Source organism: Deinococcus koreensis (assembly GCF_002901445.1).
Taxonomy (GTDB): domain Bacteria; phylum Deinococcota; class Deinococci; order Deinococcales; family Deinococcaceae; genus Deinococcus; species Deinococcus koreensis.
In genome coordinates this window covers 3,104,132-3,125,077 of the sequence record NZ_PPPD01000001.1, presented here as the reverse complement: position 1 = coordinate 3,125,077, position 20,946 = coordinate 3,104,132, and the positions used below count along the sequence as shown (strand labels likewise).

The 20,946-nt window shown below is 70.0% G+C and carries 18 protein-coding genes; 3 read left to right on the top strand and 15 right to left on the bottom strand.

From position 1 onward, the window contains the following. Positions 1-259: 259 nt before the first annotated feature. Entirely contained in the window at positions 260-1,402 is a 1,143-nt protein-coding gene (locus tag CVO96_RS14740; RefSeq protein WP_103312870.1) for a PQQ-dependent sugar dehydrogenase, read from the bottom strand. 73 nt (positions 1,403-1,475) lie between these two features. After that, a complete protein-coding gene (aroA, locus tag CVO96_RS14735; protein WP_103312869.1) occupies positions 1,476-2,813 on the bottom strand; it encodes a 3-phosphoshikimate 1-carboxyvinyltransferase in 1,338 nt (445 codons plus the stop codon). Positions 2,814-2,955: 142 nt separating this feature from the next. Here aroA and CVO96_RS14730 point away from each other — a divergent pair, with 142 nt between their 5' ends. Next, entirely contained in the window at positions 2,956-3,387 is a 432-nt protein-coding gene (locus CVO96_RS14730; protein ID WP_103312868.1) for a hypothetical protein, read from the top strand. Here CVO96_RS14730 and CVO96_RS14725 read toward each other — a convergent pair. From CVO96_RS14725 to CVO96_RS14695, 7 genes are all read right to left on the bottom strand, one after another. Beyond that, positions 3,384-4,343, bottom strand: a complete 960-nt coding sequence (locus CVO96_RS14725) for a quinone oxidoreductase family protein (protein WP_103313535.1) — start codon at positions 4,341-4,343, stop codon at positions 3,384-3,386. The genes CVO96_RS14730 and CVO96_RS14725 overlap by 4 nt on opposite strands. Positions 4,344-4,380: 37 nt before the next feature. Then, entirely contained in the window at positions 4,381-5,598 is a 1,218-nt protein-coding gene (locus CVO96_RS14720; protein ID WP_103312867.1) for an XdhC family protein, read from the bottom strand. A gap of 190 nt (positions 5,599-5,788) precedes the next feature. Then, on the bottom strand, positions 5,789-6,481 hold the full coding sequence (locus CVO96_RS14715) for a putative 2OG-Fe(II) oxygenase (protein WP_103312866.1): 693 nt from the start codon (positions 6,479-6,481) through the stop codon (positions 5,789-5,791). A gap of 238 nt (positions 6,482-6,719) precedes the next feature. Continuing rightward, a complete protein-coding gene (locus CVO96_RS14710; protein WP_207795319.1) occupies positions 6,720-9,071 on the bottom strand; it encodes an aerobic carbon-monoxide dehydrogenase large subunit in 2,352 nt (783 codons plus the stop codon). Then, positions 9,068-9,625 carry a (2Fe-2S)-binding protein gene (locus CVO96_RS14705; RefSeq protein WP_103312865.1) on the bottom strand — a complete coding sequence of 186 codons (558 nt, stop codon included), beginning with the start codon at positions 9,623-9,625 and terminating at the stop codon, positions 9,068-9,070. Before CVO96_RS14705 ends, CVO96_RS14710 begins: the two co-directional genes overlap by 4 nt. Continuing rightward, a complete protein-coding gene (locus CVO96_RS14700; RefSeq protein WP_103313533.1) occupies positions 9,622-10,542 on the bottom strand; it encodes an FAD binding domain-containing protein in 921 nt (306 codons plus the stop codon). Before CVO96_RS14700 ends, CVO96_RS14705 begins: the two co-directional genes overlap by 4 nt. A 253-nt stretch (positions 10,543-10,795) precedes the next feature. Then, entirely contained in the window at positions 10,796-11,185 is a 390-nt protein-coding gene (locus tag CVO96_RS14695) for a hypothetical protein (protein WP_103312864.1), read from the bottom strand. Positions 11,186-11,255: 70 nt separating this feature from the next. Here CVO96_RS14695 and CVO96_RS14690 point away from each other — a divergent pair, with 70 nt between their 5' ends. Both CVO96_RS14690 and CVO96_RS14685 read left to right on the top strand, forming a co-directional pair. Next, positions 11,256-12,473: a saccharopine dehydrogenase family protein gene (locus CVO96_RS14690; protein ID WP_103312863.1), complete on the top strand. Its 1,218-nt coding sequence runs from the start codon at positions 11,256-11,258 to the stop codon at positions 12,471-12,473. 77 nt (positions 12,474-12,550) lie between these two features. Then, a complete protein-coding gene (locus tag CVO96_RS14685; protein ID WP_103312862.1) occupies positions 12,551-12,997 on the top strand; it encodes a hypothetical protein in 447 nt (148 codons plus the stop codon). Between the two features lie 3 nt (positions 12,998-13,000). Here CVO96_RS14685 and CVO96_RS14680 read toward each other — a convergent pair whose 3' ends face one another. The 6 genes from CVO96_RS14680 to CVO96_RS14655 form a co-directional block, all read right to left on the bottom strand. After that, entirely contained in the window at positions 13,001-14,680 is a 1,680-nt protein-coding gene (locus CVO96_RS14680; RefSeq protein WP_103313532.1) for a putative ABC transporter permease subunit, read from the bottom strand. Between the two features lie 11 nt (positions 14,681-14,691). Then, positions 14,692-15,468, bottom strand: a complete 777-nt coding sequence (locus CVO96_RS14675; RefSeq protein WP_103312861.1) for an ABC transporter ATP-binding protein — start codon at positions 15,466-15,468, stop codon at positions 14,692-14,694. Between the two features lie 75 nt (positions 15,469-15,543). Then, positions 15,544-16,827: a glucose-1-phosphate adenylyltransferase family protein gene (locus CVO96_RS14670; protein WP_103312860.1), complete on the bottom strand. Its 1,284-nt coding sequence runs from the start codon at positions 16,825-16,827 to the stop codon at positions 15,544-15,546. A 65-nt stretch (positions 16,828-16,892) separates the two neighbouring features. Beyond that, entirely contained in the window at positions 16,893-17,663 is a 771-nt protein-coding gene (locus CVO96_RS21460) for a nucleotidyltransferase domain-containing protein (protein WP_243398385.1), read from the bottom strand. Then, on the bottom strand, positions 17,636-18,160 hold the full coding sequence (locus CVO96_RS14660; RefSeq protein WP_243398384.1) for a DUF402 domain-containing protein: 525 nt from the start codon (positions 18,158-18,160) through the stop codon (positions 17,636-17,638). Before CVO96_RS14660 ends, CVO96_RS21460 begins: the two co-directional genes overlap by 28 nt. A gap of 178 nt (positions 18,161-18,338) precedes the next feature. After that, the gene (locus CVO96_RS14655) at positions 18,339-20,918 is read right to left on the bottom strand and encodes a U32 family peptidase (RefSeq protein ID WP_243398383.1); all 2,580 of its coding nucleotides are present in this window, start codon (positions 20,916-20,918) and stop codon (positions 18,339-18,341) included. Positions 20,919-20,946 lie beyond the last annotated feature (28 nt).

Below are 20,946 nucleotides of genomic sequence, written 5' to 3'. Positions count from 1 at the left end.
GGGGCGGCAGGACTCGGAAAGAAACACGCTCCGGAGTCTAGCGCGCCGCGTCCTACGAAAGTCTGAACAATCGACAGTTGCGCCGAATTCCGCGCTGGGCCCCGTCAGGACAGAGTGGAGCGGGGGCGACGGATCCCTGATAGGAAGGGCACGATGGACTCTCTGCCGCGCAGGGTCGACATAGAGTTCCACTGTCCCAGGGCCGCAGTCTTCTCCTCGCCCTGCTCGCCCCTCGTCTCCGACTCACCCCCGGTGCGGATCAGGGGCCGGTATACCCGATCCGCCAGACCTTGCCCGCCCCGTCGTCGCTCAGCAGCAGGGCGCCGCCGGGCAGCACCGCCAGATCGACCGGCCGCCCACCGACCTGATCGCCCTTGAGAAAGCCGGTGAGGAAGTCGCTGACCTTCCCGCTCGCCGGATCGACCGTGATCACCTTGTAGCCGCTCTTTGTGCTGCGGTTCCACGAGCCGTGCAGGGCCACGAACATCTGCCCCCGGTAGGCGGCCGGGAACGCCTGCCCGGTGTAGAAGGCCAGCCCCAGCGGGGCCGAGTGGGCGGTGGTCAGGGCGAAGGCGGGCGTGGCCGGGGCGCAGGCGGCGGCCGACCTGCGGCCGAACTCCTTGTCCCAGACCTGGGGCTGGCCCGGCTGGGTGGTGTAACAGTAGGGCCAGCCATAGAAGCCGCCCGCAGTCAGCCGGTAGAAGCCCTCGGGCGGGAGGTCGTCGCCCAGCTGGTCGCGGCCGTTGTTGGTGGCGTAGAGGGTACCGGCGTTCCACTCCAGGCCCACGGCGTTGCGCAGCCCCGTCGCATAGGGCTGACCGTTCTTGCCGTCGGCGTCGTAGACCCACACGGCCGCGCGCCGGGGGTCGGTCTCCTCGCAGACGTTGCAGGAGCTGCCGGCCGAGACGTACATCCGCCCGTCGGGCCCGAATTCCACGGTGCGGGTCGAGTGACCGCCCCCTGCGGGCAGATCCACGAGCTTCTGCGCCGGGCCGCTGGCCTTCAGGTCGCCCGCCCTGAAGGGAAACCGCACGACGCTGTCGGTGTTCGCCACGTACAGGAAGCCGCCGTGCAGCGCCAGCCCGTGCGGCTGGTTCAGGCCGCTGGCGAACACCTCCCGGCTGTCGGCCTTGCCGTCCTGGTTGCGGTCGGGCAACACGCTGACGGTGCCCGCCTGCGGATCGCTGAGCAGCACGTCGCCACCCGGCGCCACGGCCATGAAGCGCGGCTTCTGGAAGCCCTCGGCGTAGAGCGTGACGCTGAAGCCGGCTGGCACCGTGAAGCCGGAGGTCTCCGGCGGACTGGGTGCGGGCTGGTTGGGCGCCGGCTGGGTCTGCTGAGCAGGCTGTGTACACCCGACCGCCATCAGGGCCAGGGCACACGTCAGGAGAAGGGGTTTCATCCCATCAGTGCAGCATCCGGCAGTGAGAGGGGCGGGGGACTCGCATGAAGGCGGCCGTGCGTGGTGCCGGACGTCAGGGCGTGTCGGTCGGCACGTACTCGAAGCGTGCCCCCAGCGTCTCCAGATGCCGGAAGAACGTCGGATAGCTCTTGCGGATGTGGTGGGCGCCCGTGATCGTGACCGGGGCCTGAGCCCGCAGCCCCAGCAGGGTGAGCAGCATGATCATGCGGTGGTCGCCGTGTCCGTCGGCCGTGACGCCGCCCGCGACGGTGGGGGCGCCCGTGATGCTCAGGCTGTCCCCCGTTTCCGTGACGCTCAGGCCGAGCCGTTCGAGTTCGCGTCGGGTGTCGGAGATGCGGTCACACTCCTTCAGGCGCAGGGTCGAGACGTTCTCCCAGGTGGTCGTGCCCTGGGCACTCGCCGCCGCCGCACTGAGGGCCTGCACCGCGTCGGTGAAGCCGTCGCCGTCGCGGGTCACGGCCCGCAGGGGCCGGCCGCCGCGCACGGTCAGCGCGTCGCCCTCGCGCACGATGTCGGCGCCCATCTCGCGCAGCACGGCCACCGCCTCACGCTCGCCCTGCAGGTCGTGTTCGCGCAGGTTCGAGAGGCGCACCTCGCCGGGCAACAGCGCCGCCGCCGTAAGGATGGCGGCCGAGCCGGGGTAGTCGCCCGGCACCAGCACCCGGCCGGGGCGGTAGGTCTGGCCGCCGGGAATGCTGATCCGGCTCAGGTCGCCCTCGGCTGTACCGTCGGCGGTGGCCCGCACCCCGAAGGCCGCCAGGGTATCGAGCGTCTGCCGCAGCGGGGCGTGGCTCTTGATCTCGCCGGTCAGGCGCAGTTCCAGTCCGCCGGGCAGCAGCGGCGCCAGGAACATCAGGGCCGAGGCGTACTGGCTGGACTTGTCGGCGGCGACCTCGACCACGCCGCCGCGCACCGGGCCGGAGATGGAGACGGGCAACCTCCCGTCCTGGCTGCTCACCCGCGCGCCCAGCCGCTCCAGCGCCGCGAGCAGGTCGCCCTGAGGGCGCCGGCCCAGCGACTCCGGATGATCCGTGACGAAGGTCGTGCCGGTCGTCAGGGCGGCCACGCCCATCAGGAAGCGGGCGACGGCGCCGGCGTTGCCGGGGTTCAGGGTCACGCCCGCACGGGGGGAGGCCCCGAAGCCCCGGATCACGGCGTCGTCTCCCACGAGTTCCACGCCCGCACCCCAGTCCTTCAGGCAGCGCAGCAGGGCGTGGGCGTCCTCGCTGGTCGCCACGCCCACCACGCGGGTCTCACCCTGGGCCAGCGCTGCCGCCAGCAGGTAGCGCGTCGTGTAGTTCTTGCTGGGCTGGGCGCGCAGCTCACCGCGCAGCTCCGAGACCGGATGAACAACCACGTCGAAGCGTTCGGGCAGACCGTCGGAACTCATGGAGCGAGGCTAGCGCCTGCGCCGCGAAGGGTCGGCGGGCGGGCAAGACAGCTCAGCCGGGGGGCCCCGGTAGGCAAGAGCGCGCAGTGCCCCCTGCCAGACGGCGGACGACCGGCGGGCCGCCGGCCCTTAAGCTGGGCCCATGACCGACTTCGCCCCTGGCCAGCGCTGGCTCTACCGCACCCGGCCCGGTGAGGACACCTCCACGGCGCTCATCCTGGGCCGCGAGGCGGTGCCCCAGGGCGAGGTGCTGCACCTCTGCCTGGACGGCCTGACGCTCCTGAACCCCCTGATGGATGGCGGGGTGCAGACCAGCCTGGCCCACGTCCCGGTGACCGGGGACGCCCTGCGGGCCTCGGTGGAGACCCTGATCGAGGTCGGCGTGCCCCTGCCTCCCGACACCTCCCCCATCGACCGCTGGTCGGAAGAGGCCCGGCGCGGCGAGGCCGGCGCCTTTACGCTGCCGCTGGCCGAGATCGTGGGGGCGCTGGAGCAGGCCATCGCCTCCCACGACGGAGCGGCGCTGCTGTTCCAGAAGGTGAACCTCAAGGAACGGCTGTGGCACCAGGCTTAACCCGGTAACAGCAGGATCTTGCCCGCGCTGCCGCGTTCCAGCTCGGTATGGGCCTCGGCGCCGCGCGAGAGCGGGAAGGTGGCGGTCACGGGTACCTGCAGCGCGCCCGAGCGCAGCGCCCCGAACAGCCGTCCGGCCCGCTCCCGGCGCCCATCGGCGGTCGTCAGGACGTTCCAGAGGTCGCCTCCCGTCAGGGTCTTGTTCTCGTCCATCAGGCGCCGGGGATCGATGGGGGGCGGGTCGCCGCCGGCCATACCGTAGAAGACCGCGTGTCCACCGATCCGCAGGGCGTCCAGCGTGCGCGGCAGGGTGGTGCCCACCGCGTCGTAGGCCACGTCCACCCCGCCGGGCGCGAAGGCTCGGGCGGCCGCCACCCAGTCCTCGCTGTACAGGGCGGTGGCGTGGGCTCCCAGGTCGCGCACCCGCTGCGCCTTCCCGGCACCGGAGGTCAGGCCCAGCACCCGGGCGCCGGCCGCCACGGCGAGCTGCACCAGCAGGCCGCCCACCCCGCCCGCCGCCGCGTGGATCAGCACGCGCTCGCCGGATCTCAGGGCGTGGCTGTCGCGGGTCAGGAAGTCGGCGGTCAGGCCCTGCAGGAGCAGCGCGGCCGCCTGCTGGAAGCTCACGTCGTCCGGCAGGGCCACCAGCCGCTCCTGATCCACCGCGACCAGTTCGGCGTTGGCAAAGGGGCTGTCGGCGAAGGCCACGCGCTGCCCCGGCGTGAAGCTGCTCCCGTCCGGCGCCCACTCCACCACCCCGGCCGCCTCGTAACCGGCGATGTAGGGCGGCTCGCCGCGCAGGTGGTAAGTGCCCCGGCGCCGGTAGAGGTCGGCGTAATTCAGCCCGACCGCGCGGGTTCGCACGAGCACCTGGCCCGGCCCCGGCACGGGATCGGGCACCTCGCGGTACTCCAGCACCTCGGGGCCGCCGAAGCGGGAAAACGTCAGAGCAAACACGCCCCGCAGCATACGGGGCGTGGTCGCCGGGAGGGGGTCAGGCGCTCAGGTACGCCGCCGGGTCTTTCAGGAAGCGCGCCTTGCAGTGCGGACAGCAGAAGGCGTAGGTCACGCCGTCCAATTCAGCCGTGTGCCTGGCGGGCAGCGTGACGCTCATGCCGCACACGGGATCGGTGGAGGTGGAGGTGGAGGTGCCCGCCTGGGCGACCGGCAGGGCGGGCAGGCTCATGACCTGGGAGAGCAGGGATGAGGGCGGCGCCGATGCGGCCGGCGCAGATGGGGGTGGGGCAGATGAGGATGGAGCAGAGGCAGGCGGGGCAGCGCTCTTGGAGCTTGCGGATGAAGCCTCCTGGGCGGCCGCTCCGGACGCCGTCTCCTGCTGTCCCTGCGCCTGAGCCATCCGGTCGAGCTGCACGAGTTCGGCCAGCACGCTCACGGCGACCTCGTGCGGGGTGCGGGCGCCCAGCGCCAGACCCACCGGGGCGCGGATCCGGCCCAGGTCAGCCTCCGTGAAGCCGCTGAGCATCTGCAGGGTCTCGCGCACGGTCGCGGCGCGCCGGCGGCTGGCGAGCAGGCCGACCGGGTTCGGCTGGGCCCGCAGCAGGGTCTCGATGGCCGTCTCGTCGTAATGGCCCTGCGAGGCCACCACGCAGCGCACCCGCGAGCGCGCCGACTCCGGCAGGGCGCCCAGCCGCGCCGACAGCTCGCCCAGCCCCACGGCGTCCGGGCCGTCCGTGTGCCCCTGGGTCTCGTCATCGTCCAGCACGCGCCACACGCGGTCACCCATCAGGCGGGCGTGGGTGGCGATGGCCTGGGCGACCGGGGTGCGGCCCACCACGATCAGCAGCCGGGGCGGCAGCAGCGGCTCGATGAAGACCTCGCTCTCCCCTTCCGAGGCGCAGTTCATGGGCACGGTGACGCGCTCGGCGAAGGCGTGTTCGGCCCCCTGCGCGCTGGCGCCGGGCACGATCCGCACCAGCCGGGCCTGCCCGCCCTGCAGGGCCAGCAGCGCCTGGCGCCGCACGATCTCGCGCGAGCAGGCGCCGCCCACGAAGCCCTCCATGTGTCCGTTCTCGTGGATCAGCGCCTTGTCGCCCACCTGGGCCGAGACCGGGGCCCTGCGCGAGACCACGGTCGCCACTGCGGCCGCGGCGCCGTCGTGGGCGAGCTGGGCCAGACGAGCGGGCAGGTCGCTCAGGACTTCCGCTTCCCGGACAGGACTGGGGTGAACCGCTGGGGGTTCGGAGTCGTTCATGGCTGATTCTCCTCCTAAAGCATGGGTCAAAAGCGCTGCTCACTTTTGACCGAACGGAGTGAGTGAATTTGATGGAGTTTTCGAGGCCTGCAAAGCTGCGAAGCAGAGGATGGAAGCATCAGACGCAGTGGGAACCTCGCTGGCTGCCGACTCACTCCACGGGGCAGCCTCATTCCACGGCGCGGCGACCTCACGAGAAACCGAACTCGGCGCTCCGGTTGCCGCCCTGACCGTGCACCTGGGCATTGAACGAGACGATCACCCGATCCAGGGCGCCGTCGTAGGGCAGCGCCTTGTGATTCAGCCAGCTGGGAAAGACGATCAGGGTGCCGGCCTGGGGCTGCACGTCATGGGTGGCCTGCTGCAGGTAGGCATTCCCCAGATCCTGATAGGCGCCGCCCAGCAGGGTCAGGGACGGCCCGTAAAAGCGCGTCAGACCGTTGCGCGCGCCGAGGTGAGGGTGCGCCGCCCGCCGCGCCTGATCGTCGATCTGCACGTAGTACACGCCGCTCCACGAGCAGTTGCCGTGGGTGTGGATGTCGTGGAAGCCGTAGTGGTTCTGCACCTGAAACCAGGCCCCCACCACCCGCAGTTGCAGCCGCATGCCCGGCATCCCGGCCCAGACGGCCGCGTTCATGCTCTGGGCCACCTGAAAGACCGACTGCGAGACGAAGGCGAAGAGCTGCTTGAGCGACTCGTCGTCATAGCGTTCCAGCAGATCGTCCGAGGAGGAATAGACGCTGCCGTCTGGGCCCGGATGCTGCTCGCGGTGACGGGCGAACAGCTCGATCAGGCCGGCGTTGACGGCCTCATGATCCGGCAACTGGCGTTCCAGAATGGGGGTCGGCCACATCAATTTGACGCTCGGGGCGGGCTGGGTCATGAAACCTCGGGGTGAATCGTTGGACGAGGCGGGGGGGCAGGTTCAGGGGAGTGCAGGGCACGAGGGGCGGGATGCTCAGCAGGGCAGGGGAATGATGCGGCGAAGCTGAGCCTCCGGTGCCACCGAAAACCGGGAGGGGCAGCCAGCACCCGCGCTGACTGCCCCTCGTTTCAGCCTGGAAACCCGGACGAGCGTGGGCCGCCACTCACAGCGCAGACCCCATCGCCCAGACCTCCCCTCAGTCTCCCGCGACCGCTTTGGCGTTCTGCACGGCCAACCAGACCTTCTCACGGGTCAGGGGCATGTCGATGTGCTTCACGCCCAGCGGGCTCAGGGCGTCCATCACGGCGTTCACGAAGGCGGCGGGGCTGCCCACGTTGGGGCTCTCGCCCACGCCCTTGGCGCCGATGGGATGGTGGGGGCTGGGGGTGACCGTGCTGCCGGTCTCCCAGATCGGGGACTCCACGGCGGTGGGAATCAGGTATTCCATCAGGTTGGGGGCCATGTTGTTGCCCTGGGCGTCGTAGGGAATCTCCTGCATGAAGGCGATGGCGTAGCCCTCGGTCAGGCCGCCGTGCACCTGGCCCTCCACGATCATCGGGTTGATGACGGTGCCGCAGTCGTCGACCGCCAGGAAACGGCGCACCTTGACCTCACCGGTCTCGGCGTCCACGTCCACCACGGCGATGTAGGTGCCGTGGGGGAAGGTCATGTTGGGTGGATCGTAGTAGAGGCTGGCTTCCAGGCCGGGTTCGTTGCCCTCGCCGGGGTTGGTGTAGGCGGCGAACGCCACTTCCTTCATGGTCACGGACTTGTCCGGGGCGCCCATGATGGAGAACTTGTGATCGACCCATTCCACGTCGTCCACGGACGCTTCGAGCAGGTGCGCGGCGAAGACCCTGGCCTTCTCGCGGATGCGCCGCGCGGCCAGCGCCAGGGCGGCCCCGGCGACGGGCGTGCTGCGGCTGGCGTAGGTGCCCAGGCCGTATGGAGCGGTGTCGGTGTCGCCTTCCTCGACCAGCAGGTTCTGTGGATCGAGGCCCAGTTCCTCGGCGACGATCTGCGCCCAGGTGGTCTCGTGCCCCTGGCCCTGGCTCTTGGTGCCCGTGCGGATGATCCCGCTGCCGGTGGGGTGGATGCGGATCTCGGCGGAGTCGAACATCTTGATGCCCAGGATGTCGAAGTGCTTGCTGGGGCCGGCGCCCACGACTTCCGTGAAGGTCGAGAGGCCGATGCCCATCAGTTCACCGCGTGAGCGCTTCTCGGCCTGCTCCTTACGCAGGTCGTCGTAGCCGATCAGCTTCATGGCGTGGTCGAGGGTGCCCTCGTAGTCGCCGGAGTCGTAGGTGAAGCCCAGCGCGCTCTTGTACGGGAATTCGTCCTTCTGCACGAAGTTCTTCTTCCGCAGCTCGGCCGGGTCCATCTTCAGCTCGCCGGCCAGCAGATCCATGCCGCGCTCGATGGCGTAGCTGGCCTCGGTCACGCGGAAGGAGCAGCGGTACGCCACGCCGCCGGGCGCCTTGTTGGTGAAGTAGGCGTCCAGTTCGGTGAAGGCCACCGGGAAGTCGTAGGAGCCGGTGACCACGCCGAACATGCCGGCCGGGTACTGGGTGGGGTCGGCGGCGGCGTCGAAGGCGCCGTGGTCGGCCACCGTCTTGACCTTCAGGGCGGTCACCGTGCCGTCTGCGCGCGCGCCGATGGTCACGTCCATGTGGTAGTCGCGGGCGAAGCCGGTGGTGGTGAGGTTCTCGGTGCGGGTCTCGATCCACTTGACCGGGGTTTTGAGGATCAGCGCACCTACGATGGCGCAGACGTAACCGGGGTACACGGGCACCTTGTTGCCGAAGCCCCCGCCGATGTCCGGCGAGATGACGTGGATCTTGTCCTCGGGGATGCCGGTCACGATGGAGATGGCCGTGCGGTGGACGTGCGGCGCCTGGCTGGTCACGTGGAAGTGCAGGCGGCCCATCGAGTCGAACTGCGCCACGCAGCCGCAGGGTTCCAGCGGTGAGGGGTGGCAGCGCGGCGAGTACACCTTCTCGTTGATGATGACCTCGGACGCGGCCAGCGCGGCCTCGGTCTCGTCCTGGTGGCCGCTCTCCCAGTGGAAGATGTGGTTGGTCTTGTTCTCGCGGTCGTCACGCAGGATCGTCTCGTCCTTCATGGACTCGAAGGGCGTGGAGACCGGATCGAGCGGCTCGTAGTCCACGTCCACCAGTTCGGCGGCGTCCATGGCGGCCTCGCGCGTCTCGGCGAACACGGCGGCGACCTCCTGATGCTGGAACAGCACCTTGCCGACCGCCAGCACCATCTGCTTGTCGAAGCCGTGGAAGGTGGGCAGCCACCCCAGGCTGGCGGCCACCAGGTCTTCCCCGGTGATGACCGCCTTCACGCCGGGCACGGCCAACGCGGCCGTTTTGTCGATGCCTTTAATCCGCGCGTGCGGGTAGGGGCTGTGCACGATCGCCATGCTGAGCATGCCCGGAATGACGAGGTCGTCGACGTAGTTGCCCTGGCCGGTCAGGAAGCGCGGGTCTTCCTTGCGCTTCATGGACTTGCCCATGGAGTAGTTCTTGTCTGTGGTGGTCACGCATTTCCTCCGGTGGCGGCATTCGCGAGCTGGTTGACCTTGTCGTCGCGCAGCACCTGAGCCGCCTGCTGCACGGCCTTGACGATGTTGTTGTAGCCGGTGCAGCGGCACAGGTTGCCGCCCAGGAACTCGCGCACCTCCTGATCGGTGGGGTCGCTGTGGTGCTGGAGCATGGCGTAGGAGGTCATGAGCATGCCGGGGGTGCAGTAGCCGCACTGCAGGCCGTGCTGATCCCAGAAGGCCTGCTGCAGCGGGTGCAGGGCGCCGGTCTGGCCCAGGCCCTCGACCGTGGTGATCTCGCGGCCCTCGGCCTGCACGGCGAACATGGTGCAGGACTTGACCGGCGTATCTCCGTCCAGCACGACCACGCAGCAGCCGCAGGCGCTGGAGTCGCAGCCCACATGCGTGCCCTTGAGGCCGGTGTCGCGGATGGCGTAGGCCAGCAGCTTGCGGGGCTCGACATCCTGCTTGTAGGCCTTGCCGTTGATCTTCAGGGTGACGCGGCGGGTGGGGTCGACTTCGGTGGTCTCGGTCTCGCGTTCGGCAGTGGTCATGCGCTGGCTCCCAGGGTGATGTTCAGACGCTGTGCGGTCTGGCGCAGGCCACGCGCGACCAGCACGCGGGCCATGTCCTTCTTGTAGTCCACGCCCCCACGGTTGTCCGCGAAGGGCTCGCTGATGGCGCGGGCCTCGTCGCTGGCCGCAAGGATCAGGTTCTCGCTGAGCAGCTGCCCGACCAGGATGCGCTCGGCGGCCTCCACGCGCACCGGGCGTGGGCCGGCGGCCGTCAGGGCCACCCCGGCGCGGGTCACGCGGCCCGAGTCGTCCACGGTGAGCTGCACGGCGGCGGCGGCGGTCGCGTAGTCGCCGACCTTGCGCTCGATCTTCTGGTAGGCGCCCTCGGTGCGGGGCTCGGGGACGGGAAAGCGCACCTCGACGGCCATCTCGCCCTCGCGCAGGGCGGTCTGGAAGGAGTCGACCAGCCACTCGTCGATGGGGATCAGGCGTTCACCGCCCTCTCCGCGCACGACCATGACCGCGCGGGCCGCCAGCGAGGCCGCGCCCCAGTCGCCGGAGGGGTCGTTGTGGCACAGGCTGCCGACCACGGTGCCCACGCAGCGCACGACCGGATCGGCCACCACGTCGCTGGTCGCCGTGAGCAGGCTGTAGCGGGAACGGACGTTCTTATCCCTTTCCAGTGTCATGTCGGCCGTCATGGCGCCGATCCGCAGGAAGCCGCCCTCTTCACGCAGGTATTTCAGATCGTTCAAACCGCCGATATCGAGCAGTACGGCGGGCCTCGCCAGCCGGTAGCGCATGGCGGGAATCAGGCTCTGGCCGCCGGCCAGGATGCGGGCATCGCCGCCGTGCTGGGCCAGAGCGGAGATGGCCTCCTCGGCAGAGTGCATACGGGCGTAGTCAAAGGCTGCTGGAAACACAGTTCTCCTTTCGCCAGGACAGAACCCGGCCATGATGGCGTAGTCGGACGAATGCACTGAAATTAAATTGATGCTAAACGAAGTATGAACTAAAACCCAAGGAGCGCAAGCCCCCTGAGGCTTAAGGGTCGGATGAGTGAAAAACCCAACGCAGGCGGTCTGCACCCGCTCTTCGCCGGGGACTTGTCCAGCAGGGCCAGGAGCCGTCGGCAGGGTTCAGGACGGCCCCGTGTGGAAGCCCCCCGGTGTCAGATTCACGCCGACTTTTCCCGCCTTCGGGGCGGCCTCAGTCGCCCAGGCGGTACTGCCGCCCCCCCTCCAGCTGCAGGGTCACCAGGGCACGCCCCTGCCGAACCCTCACGTCGCAGTCGAGCACCCCGCTGGGCAGGGCGCCGGGGCGGGCCTCCAAACATTTCTGCGTGTAGGAGACGTTGGGTGAAGGCTTCGTGGCCTGCACCACCTCCAGCACGTCTCCGGCGTATTCCCGGGCCGCCCGCCCCTGCCACGACAGCGCCGCCACCAGCATGCCGATCCCGGCCACGAAGGCCAGCAGGATCAGCCAGAAGGTGCGGGCCGTGCGCCGCCGCTGCTCCGGCGTGACCTCGCGCAGGGGCGCCGATGGCGAGGCAGGAGGCGCCACCGGGGGCAAGGGATTGCGCTTGGGACGCTTGCTCATGCCGTTACCCTATCCCGTCCAGCCTCCTGTTCCCGCCAGCCCCGCCCGAACTGCGGGTAAACTGCCCCCCATGAGCAAGGTCATCATCATCGGAGCCGGCGGCGTCGCGGGCGTGGTCGCCAAGAAGTGCGCGCAGAACGATTCAGTGTTTACTGAAGTGCTGATCGCCACCCGGACGGTCAGCAAGGCCGACCGGATCGTGGCCGAGATCCATGAGCACTTCCCGCAGAGCCGGGCGAAATTCACGACCGCCACGGTGGACGCCGACAACGTGCCCGAGCTGGTGGGGCTGATCCAGGGCTTCGGCCCGGCCATGGTCATCAACGTGGCGCTGCCCTACCAGGATCTGACCATCATGGACGCCTGCCTGGAGACCGGTGTGCATTACCTCGACACCGCCAACTACGAGCCCAGGGACGTGGCGAAGTTCGAGTATTCCTGGCAGTGGGCGTATCAGGATCGGTTCAAGGAAAAGGGCCTGATGGCGCTGCTGGGCTGCGGCTTCGACCCCGGCGCGACCCAGGCCTTCACGGCCTACCTCGCCAAGCACCACTTCGCCGAAATCCACGAGCTGGACATCGTGGACTGCAACAACGGCGACCACGGCAAGGCCTTCGCCACCAACTTCAACCCGGAGATCAACATCCGCGAGATCACCGCCAACGGGCGCTACTGGGAAAACGGCCAGTGGGTCGAGACCCGGCCGCTGGAGATCTCGCAGGACATCTACTACCCCAAGGTCGCCACCCGCAAGAGCTTCGTGCTGTACCACGAGGAACTGGAGTCCATCGTCAAGCACTTCCCGACCATCAGGCGGGCGCGTTTCTGGATGACCTTCGGCGAGAACTACATCAAGCACCTGAACGTGCTGGAGGGCATCGGCATGACCTCCATCGAGCCCATCGACTTCCGGGGCCAGAAGATCGCGCCCATCGAGTTCCTGAAGGCCGTGCTGCCCGCGCCCGAGTCGCTGGCAGCCAACTACACCGGGCAGACCTGTATCGGTGTGCAGGCCAAGGGGCCGGGCAAGAACGGGAAACCCAACGTGCATTTCGTCTACAACGTCAAGGATCACGCCGAGTGCTACCGCGAGGTGCAGGCGCAGGGCGTGAGCTACACGACCGGCGTGCCCGCCATGATCGGCGCGATGCTGATGCTCAGCGGCACCTGGATGCAGCCCGGCGTCTGGAACGTGGAACAGCTCGACCCCGACCCGTTCATCGACGCCATGAACACCTGGGGCCTGCCGGTGGACGAGCTGGCGGGCATCGAACTCGTCAAGGCCTGAGAGCAGGCAGCAGGCAGGGGCCGCCAGACGTGCGGCCCCTCCTTTTTGGCGTGATCCGGCCCCCTTACACTGCGCCCATGCCCTACCTGCGCCTGACCTGTCCGGAGGTCTCGCCCGAGCGGCGGCGGATCATCGCCCTGCGGCTGACCGAGGAGCTGAACGACCTGTTCTTCTCGTCGCGCGGCGGCCCGACCCGCGAGGAACTGCGCGAGCGCACGTCCATCCACTTCCAGCCCTACGGCGAGGCGGACGTGTTCATCGGCGGCCACACGCCCCAGGAGCGCCGCAAGCCTGACCTGACGGCCGAACTCTCGGACTGGAACATGGGGGTGAAGACCCAGCGCCGGGTGGCGGCGCAGCTCACGCCCGTGCTGGCCGAACTGTTCGGCGTCGGGCCGCAGGAGCTGGACAACGTGAACATCCGCTTCCATTCCTATCCGCCGCGCGACTTCGCGGTGGGCGGCCGCCTGATCGCCGATTTCGTGCCGCGTATCGGGCAGCTGATGAAGCGGCTGAATTCATGAAAGTCACTCCAGCGCGTCCAGCCGCTTCCAGCCCATCCGCAGGCTGAGCCACGTGCCGAACACGGTCGCCAGCCCCAGGCCGATCAGGCCCAGCACCCCCTCCGGCGTGCCCAGCGCGCTCAGGCCGGGGTAAAGGTCGGGGCGCAGGACGCTGCCGGCGGCGGGGCGGGCCAGCAGGAGCAGGCACAGCACCGAATACAGCAGGCTCAGGCCCATGAAGGCCAGCCCGCCCGCGCTGACGCCGATCTCGGCCGGGTTGTCGGCGTCGAATTTGGGGGCGGCGGCGCCCAGGCCCACGCCCAGCGCGGTGATGACGAAGGCGTTGCTCATGCTGACGAGCGCGGAGAGCAGCAGCAGGGTAGGCCCCAGGTTCATGGCGCGGGCCGAGGCGAGACCCATCACCAGGCCCAGGATCAGCGTGACCGGCAGCACGCCCAGGAACTTGCTCAGCACGATCTGGCGCGGGGCGATGGGCGCGGTTCGCAGCAACCAGTAGGATTTCGCCTCGGTCGAGACCGCCGGGAACGCCAGCCGCACGGCCACGCCCGAGATGATGAAGCCCTGGAACGCGAGCTGGATGTACCCCAGGATGCCCCGGAACTGCGCGACGGGAATCGGCACCGCCTTGACGCTGACGAGATACACGCCGGCGAGCGCGACCACCACGAGGAGCTGGCTCCACTGGGTCGGGTCGCGCAGGGTGACGCGCAGATCCTTGCTGGCGAGGCTGCCGCCGGAGCCCAGGCGGGACAGCAGCCGCTCCAGAGGGGCGGCGCGGCGCGGCGTGGGGTCGAGCCTGGGCGTGCTGGAATCCAGCGCCCGCGCCCAGCCCTCCTGATACGCGCGGGTGGCGAGGGCGGTGGCAGCGAGCAGCAGCACCACGGTCAGCACCAGCAGGGGCAGCAGCGGCGCGGCGAGGTGCCCGTGCGCCGCCTGCCAGATGCCCTGCGCCGCCCACGACGGCGGCAGCAGCGGACTGCCGGGGCCGGCGAAGTTCTTGAGCAGCTCCTCGAATTTCGCCGGATCCTGCATCTTCTGCACCAGCACCTCGGGGCGCAGGGCCCGGATGGCGTACACCAGTCCGGCGCTGATCAGCACGCCCAGCGCGGTACTCACCTCGCGCACGCGGCCGACCGGGGCCACGCGCATCAGGCCGACCGCGAGCAGGGCGCCCAGTCCGACCGGCGCGGCGAAGGTGAGCAGCGCGGCGAGGAGCATGACCGCATAGGCCCAGGCCGGGGCGTGGAAGAACACGCCGACGGTGATCATCAGGGGCAGGGTCAGGGCGACCGGCACCAGGGCGGTGTTCAGGAACGTCTCGGCGACTTTCAGGCCAAACACCCGGCGGGTCGGCAGCGGCTGGGTCAGCAGGAAGTTCAGGTCGTCGCTGAGGTACAGCGTACTGATGGCGGTGGTCGTGGCGCTGAAGGTCACGCCGCTGGACAGCGTGATCAGGCCGATCTCCAGCACCCGCGAGAACACATTGGTGCCGATATCCCCGAAGGTGCTCAGGAAGGTCAGCGCCCGCCACACGCCGTAGACCTCCGCCCAGACCAGCAGCACGCCGAGGGCGGCCAGGAACAGCAGCCCCGGCCTGGAGGCCCCCTCCAGCGTGTGCCGCAGCGCCGTGAGTTTCAGCTTCAGCAGGCTGGCAGAGGGAAGTCGTTCGGCCCGCCCTGACATCGGGGTCACCGTCACACCGGCACCGCAGCCTCGCGTCGGCGCTGCTCCTCCTGCTGTTCCTCCTCAATCAGGCGGAAGAAGATGCGTTCCAGGGAATCGCCGTGGACGCCGCCCGCCGCCGTGCCGGTCTGGGCGCGCAGGTCGTCCATGGAGCCTTCGCCCAGCACCTTGCCGTGGTCGAGCACCACGATGCGGTCGCACACGGCCTCGGCCAGCGGCAGCGAGTGGGTGGTGAGCAGCACCGTGCGGCCCCGGTCGGCGTGCCCGCGGAACAGTTCCCGTACCTGCCGCGCGGCGTGCGGGTCGAGGCCCACCATGGGTTCGTCCACGATCAGCACCGGGGGATCGGGCAGCAGGGCAGAGATGATGGCGACCTTCTGCCGCATGCCGTGGGAGTAGGTCTCCAGCAGCTCGTTGCCGGACTCGGTCAGGCGGAAGAAGTCCAGCCAGCGGTCGATCTCGGCGTCGGCGCGCTCGACCCTGTACAGCTGACCGACGAAGCGCAGCAGTTCACGGCCGGTCAGTTTGCCGTACAGGTAGGGCCGATCCGGGATGTAGCCGAAGGCCGCCTTGGCCTTCACCGGCTGCGCCCAGACGTCGTAGCCCTGCACGCGCACGGTGCCCGCCGTGGGGCGGGTCAGGCCCACCAGCGCCCGGATGGTGGTGGTCTTCCCGGCCCCGTTGCTGCCCAGCAGGCCGAATACGGCGCCGGGCTGAACCGTGAAGCTCAGATCGCTGACGGCTTCGTGCCTGCCGTAGCGCTTGGTGTAGTGACTGACCTCGATCATGTGAGGCCCAGCTTAGGCTCCACCCTCTGACGGAGGGATCACGGCGGCACGGGGCCGGTCAAAACTTGGGGCCGGTTAGCCCGACCCTTCCTCCCGGGTGCCGCGCGGCCGCGACCCCGCGCGCCAGCGGCGGCCCGGCTCCACCTGAAGTTCGCCCAGCACCGGGGCGCCGACGTGGGCCCGGGCGCCGATCACGGCCACGTCCTCGCCGCCGTCCACACGCGAGGCGATCACCGCCTCCTCGTCCACGATGGCCCGGCGCACCTGCGCCCCCGCCCGTACGGTCACGTCGCGCAGGATCACGGCGTCCTCGACCACCGCGCCGGGCTCGATCACCACGCCCGGCGAGAGCACCGAGCGCGTGACCTTCCCGGCCACCCGACACCCGTAGGAGATCAGGCTGTCGGCCACCTGGGCGCCCCGCACGATCTGGGCCGGTCGGCGCGGAATGCTGGAACTCAGCACCGGCCACTCGCGCGAGTCCAGCTGGACCGAGCGGCCGCCCAGCAGATCCTGATGCGCGCGGAAGTAGGCACCGGGCAGCCCCACGTCCAGCCAGTAGCCCTGGTGCGTGTAGGCGTGGGCTGTCCTGGCCTTCACGAAGGCCGGGATCAGCCCGTGCCCGAAGTCGCCCAGGCCCAGGCCCGGCCCGGCCTCGTCCCGCAGCGTGTCGAGCGTGTCCAGCAGGGCCTGGGCGCTGTACACGAAGACCTCGGTGGTGATCTGCCCGCCGCGTGGCCGCTCCGGCTTGTACTGGAAGGACTTCACGCGCCCACTCCGGGTGAGGGTCACGTTGCCGAAGCGGCGGGCGTCCTCGCCGGCTGGGAGAGGCACCGTGACCATCGTGACGTCGGCGCCCACTTCCAGGTGATGACGGATCACCTCCGCGTAGTCCAGCGTGTAGACGTGATCGGCCGACAGCACCACCACCACGTCCGGCTCGTAGGCCCGGATCAGGTGCCGGTTGAGGTACAGCGCGTCGGCGTTGCCGGCATCCTCCAGTTCGCCCGAGAGCGACTCCGGGCTGGGGGGCAGCACCTCCAGGCCGCCGTGCGTCCGGTCGAGATCCCAGGGGCGGCCGTTGGTCAGGTGGTCGTTGAGGCTGTGCAGCTGGTATTCCTCGACCACCCAGACGTCCGACAGGCCGCTGTGCATACAGTTGCTCAGGGCGAAGTCGATCAGCCGGTAGGTGCCGCCGAAGGTCAGGGCCGGCTTGGCGCGTTCCTGCGTGAGCACGCCCAGGCGCTGGCCCTTGCCGCCGGCCAGGATCAGGGTCAGCACCTTGCGGCCGGCCACGCGGGTGCCGCGGGCGCTGGGGCCAGAGCTGAGGCTGCGGGTGCGGGATGGGAAGCCGGGCATGTCCGCTCCAGCCTGACCGACCGGCATCCGCAGGTGCTGAGCCCAGGCTTGACCGGTCTTGAGCTTCACTCCACGCGCTGCGGCTCGCTCTGACCGTCCCGGTACTGCAGATCACCCGTCAGGCGCCGGGTCAGGGCCTCCAGGGCCGCCTGCCGAACCCTGGCCTCCGCTGCAGTCAGGACGTCGAGCACCTCCTGGGCGGCGCCGGGCTCCCGCTCCTGCAGGTCGGCCAGCCAGCGCTCGCGTTTGACCCCCCACCAGCCGCGCGTGGCGTACAGGCCCTCGACCACTCCGTGAGCGGCCCCGACCGCCACCAGCACGTGCCGGGGATCGCTCCCCGTCGCCAGCGCGCGGGCGTCCAGCAGCTCGTCGATCAGGGCGTGGCGGGCCTGGGGGGTCAGCGGGCGGGGGGCGGGGCCGGCGACGTACAGGGCGCGGGCCTCGGCGACCAGCGCGTCCAGCTCCGGATGTTCCCACACGACCCTGCCCTGGGCATACATGGTGATGGTGGCGGCGTCCCCGGCCGCGAACATCGCCCTCACCTTGCGCGCCGGGTTGTGGAACACCTCGACCGGCACGCCCGCCACGGTGAAGTTCGAGCGCCAGCGCCGATCGCCCTCGACCAGCACGTGGACATCCAGATCGCTGTATTCGTTCGCCTCGCCACGTGACGCGGAGCCGCACCAGAGGGCGGCGTACACGCCAGGGGTGCTCCGCAGACGTTCCAGCGCGGCGGGCAGGGCCGCCTCCAGCCGGGCCTGAGCGGAGCTGGTCTGAGGTTCCGGTGCCTGGACTCCCCGGGTCACGTTCAGGCCGGGGTCAGGGGCGCCACACACCAGTCGAGCCTGATCCCCTGGGCGGCCTGCCAGTCGCGCAGGCTGTAGCGGGCGCGGGCCAGGGCGGCCAGGGTGGCGTGGGCCACGGTGACCGCACAGTGCATCTCGCGCCCGTCGATCAGGCCGTGCTCGTGGGCGCAGAGCAGTTCGTCGGTGTCCACGATCTCGGCCATCAGCCCGTCGTGGAGCAGGATGTCGAGGTACAGGTCACGCACCGTCCAGACCTCGCCCTTACGGGTGATCTGGGCGATGTCCAGGTGGTAATCGTGCTCGCGCCGGCCGTGGAAATCGTAGCGGCAGACGACCACGTTCTGGGCCGGCAGCAGATGGGCCTGCCAGTAGCGCACCCGGGGATGGGCGATGAACTCACGTGCCACGAACAGACCGTGGTCGGTCTCGAGATAGGTCTGGACGCTGCGGATGCCGGTGTTGGTGTGGTGGCGCATGGCCGGGACGTCGTGAAGTTCCACTTTGACCGGGTGCACCGCAGGCTGCATGGCCCAGCCTACAGGGGAAGGCGTCACGCTTGGATGAATCACGGTGTCCGTTCAGCATTTCCGCGACCCAGCAGCGGACATTTCCTGCTTTTGCACCGAGTCCTCTAAATGAGTGACGTCCTGCACGCCTTTCGCTCCGTCTCAGGCAGTTCATGCTTGCCTAATGAAGCTCACGTGATCAGGTGCCGATCAGGGGCAGGGCGTCCAGCGTTCCGAAATCGTGGGGCACGAACAGGCTGCCCTCGGTGAGGCCCTGGTCGGACACCGCATCCAGCCGTGCCTGCAGCCCCACGGCGGAGACCTCCCCGCTCAGGTAGGCGCGGTGGGCCGCCATGACGTCGCGGAGCTGCTGGGGCGTTTCATGCACGAACTCCAGCCGGAAGTCGCGCAGGCCCGCCCCGAGCCAGCTGTCCAGATGGGGGGCGGCGACCTGCGGGCGGCCCTCGAAGACGGTGTTGCGGCAGCCCACGTCGGCCATGACCGGATGGCTGCGGCCACGCTCGTCCCGCAGGGCGATCCGGTGGGACTCGCAGGGGTGGCCGCAGTTGGTGTAGTCCGTGCCCTCGCTCAGGAAGCGGCAGAAGACGCAGTGCTCGGTGTGGAAGACCGGCAGATGCCCGTAGGCCACCGGCTCCAGGCGCAGCGGCCCGACCAGCCCCGCCAGTTCGGTGATCTGCTGGGCGTTCAGGTCGTAGGTCGGGGTGAGGCGGCTCAGACCCAGCTCCAGCAGGGCGCGGGCGGTGAGGACATTGGCCGCGTTCAGGCTGAAGTCGCCGGTCAGCTCCGCAGCGCCGGCTTCAGCCTGCAGCCCCTCCAGCAACCCGCCGGAGCGCACCAGAATCCCGGCGCCCAGCGACAGCAGGAACTTCTGCAGGTTCTGCTCGGTGGGTTTGAGGATGCGCGGGCTGGCGACCCGGACGGCGATACCAGCGGCCTTCACCCGCTCCACACTGGGCTTGAGTCCGTAGAGTTCGAGATAGTCCAGCGTGATGGAGTCCGGGCGTTCCTCCAGCGCGGCGTCCAGCTGCTCCGGCGTGCGGACGAGGACGTGCAGGCGCGGGGCCTGATCCTCGTCAGGCGTGGTGGCCGGCATTTCCCTCAGGGCCGCGTCCAGCGCCGGGGTGGTCGGGCGCTCGGGGGCGTGGCCGCGCCGCGCGGTGAGGGCCGCCACCGCCTCCCGGCGCAGGGCGTTCAGGGCGCTGACCGGCAGGAACCCCGCGCCCTGCAGATCGGTCGTGAGGGCCCGCAGGTGAAAGGGCGTGCCGCCCAGCCGGCCCAGCTGCTCCCGGAGCTGCGCCTCGTCCAGCGCGCGGTTGCGGGCGGGGGCCAGGGGCTCTTGCAGGGTCGCGGTCGCGCTCAGGCCGTGCTCGTCGGTCAGGGTCAGGGCGGGGGCCTCGCCCACGTGGCCGCTGAAGTGGGCGTCCACGGGCCGGGTCTGCACCGGGTCGTCGGCCTCCACCAGCGGCCTCACGCGGGCGGCCAGCGTGGGGTCGTGGGTGCGCCACACGGGGTCGCCCACGCGCACCCGGCGGCCGTCCACCGCGCCGCGCCCGAAGCGCAGCTCCAGGGTCTGACCGGGGCGCACGCGGGCCAGCGAGTCGTCGTCCAGCGGACGCCCGGCGTCCCACAGGCCGTACAGGAACCCGCCCTCCTCGCGGCCCTCGGGGGTGCGCCAGTTGGCGGGGTCGAACACCAGACCGTCGCCGGGCTTCACGCTCTGGGAGAGATCCACCAGCACGCCACGCTCGGTCACGCCGCGCACGGTGCCCACCCGCACCCCACGGTGGCGGGGCGCCCGGCCGCGCACGACCGTCTGGTGGTTGGTGCCCGCCATGAAGTGCGGCCCCAGTCCGCGCGAGTAGACCTGCTCCAGATCCTGCTCCTCGGCAGGCGTGACGCTCAGGGGCCGGCCGGCCCAGGCCTCGTCCACGGCCCGGCGATAGGCGGCGGTGGTCAGGGCCACGAACTCGGCGTCCTTATAGCGGCCCTCGATCTTCAGGCAGTTCACGCCGATCCTCACGAGTTCCGGCACCTGATGAAGCGCGTAGAGGTCGCCGGGCGAGAGCAGGTAGCGGGCGTCGCCCAGGTCGCGCTCCAGGCCGTCGACCAGCAGGTCGTAGGGCAGGCGGCAGGCCTGGGCACACTGGCCCCGGTTGGCGGAGCGGCCGCCCCAGGCCTCGGAGGAGAAACACTGGCCGGAGTACGACACGCACAGCGCCCCGTGCACGAAGGTCTCCAGTTCGAGGTCGGTGGCGCCCGCGATCCGCTCGATGTCGCGCAGGCTGAGTTCGCGCCCCAGCACCACGCGGCTGGCCCCGAAGCGGCGGGCGTGTTCGGCGCCCTCGGCCGACGTGATGCTCATCTGGGTCGAGCCGTGCACCGGCAGATCGGGGCAGATCTCGCGGGCCAGCCGCGCCACGCCGTGATCCTGCACGATGATGGCGTCCACCCCGGACTCGGCCAGGGTGATGAGCTGCCGCTCGGCCTGCCTCAGTTCGCGGTCGAAGACGAGCACGTTGAAGGTCACGAAGGCCTGCACGCCCCGTTCGTGCAACCCACGCATGATCTCCGGCAACGCCTCGGCGTCGAAGCCCACCTTGGCACGGGCATGGAAGCCGGCGCCGTCGGCGCGCCCCTGCCCGGCCGCGAAGTTCACGCCGAAGAACACGGCGTCCGCGCCGGCCTCCACGGCGGCGCGCAGCTGGCGCTCGCCGCCGACGGGACTCATCACTTCAGGTTTCACAGGGGCGCGCGGCATAACGGATCAGTGTAGCCGCTCGTGGGCC

Bases quoted from the DNA above. Each gene is read 5' to 3' on its own strand.
- CVO96_RS14740 (WP_103312870.1), bottom strand. From the start codon at position 1,402: ATGAAACCCCTTCTCCTGACGTGTGCCCTGGCCCTGATGGCGGTCGGG.
- aroA (WP_103312869.1), bottom strand. From the start codon at position 2,813: ATGAGTTCCGACGGTCTGCCCGAACGCTTCGACGTGGTTGTTCATCCG.
- CVO96_RS14730 (WP_103312868.1), top strand. From the start codon at position 2,956: ATGACCGACTTCGCCCCTGGCCAGCGCTGGCTCTACCGCACCCGGCCC.
- CVO96_RS14720 (WP_103312867.1), bottom strand. From the start codon at position 5,598: ATGAACGACTCCGAACCCCCAGCGGTTCACCCCAGTCCTGTCCGGGAA.
- CVO96_RS14715 (WP_103312866.1), bottom strand. From the start codon at position 6,481: ATGACCCAGCCCGCCCCGAGCGTCAAATTGATGTGGCCGACCCCCATT.
- CVO96_RS14705 (WP_103312865.1), bottom strand. From the start codon at position 9,625: ATGACCACTGCCGAACGCGAGACCGAGACCACCGAAGTCGACCCCACC.
- CVO96_RS14700 (WP_103313533.1), bottom strand. From the start codon at position 10,542: ATGGCCGGGTTCTGTCCTGGCGAAAGGAGAACTGTGTTTCCAGCAGCC.
- CVO96_RS14695 (WP_103312864.1), bottom strand. From the start codon at position 11,185: ATGAGCAAGCGTCCCAAGCGCAATCCCTTGCCCCCGGTGGCGCCTCCT.
- CVO96_RS14690 (WP_103312863.1), top strand. From the start codon at position 11,256: ATGAGCAAGGTCATCATCATCGGAGCCGGCGGCGTCGCGGGCGTGGTC.
- CVO96_RS14685 (WP_103312862.1), top strand. From the start codon at position 12,551: ATGCCCTACCTGCGCCTGACCTGTCCGGAGGTCTCGCCCGAGCGGCGG.
- CVO96_RS14680 (WP_103313532.1), bottom strand. From the start codon at position 14,680: ATGTCAGGGCGGGCCGAACGACTTCCCTCTGCCAGCCTGCTGAAGCTG.
- CVO96_RS14675 (WP_103312861.1), bottom strand. From the start codon at position 15,468: ATGATCGAGGTCAGTCACTACACCAAGCGCTACGGCAGGCACGAAGCC.
- CVO96_RS14670 (WP_103312860.1), bottom strand. From the start codon at position 16,827: ATGCCCGGCTTCCCATCCCGCACCCGCAGCCTCAGCTCTGGCCCCAGC.
- CVO96_RS14660 (WP_243398384.1), bottom strand. From the start codon at position 18,160: ATGCAGCCTGCGGTGCACCCGGTCAAAGTGGAACTTCACGACGTCCCG.
- CVO96_RS14655 (WP_243398383.1), bottom strand. From the start codon at position 20,918: ATGCCGCGCGCCCCTGTGAAACCTGAAGTGATGAGTCCCGTCGGCGGC.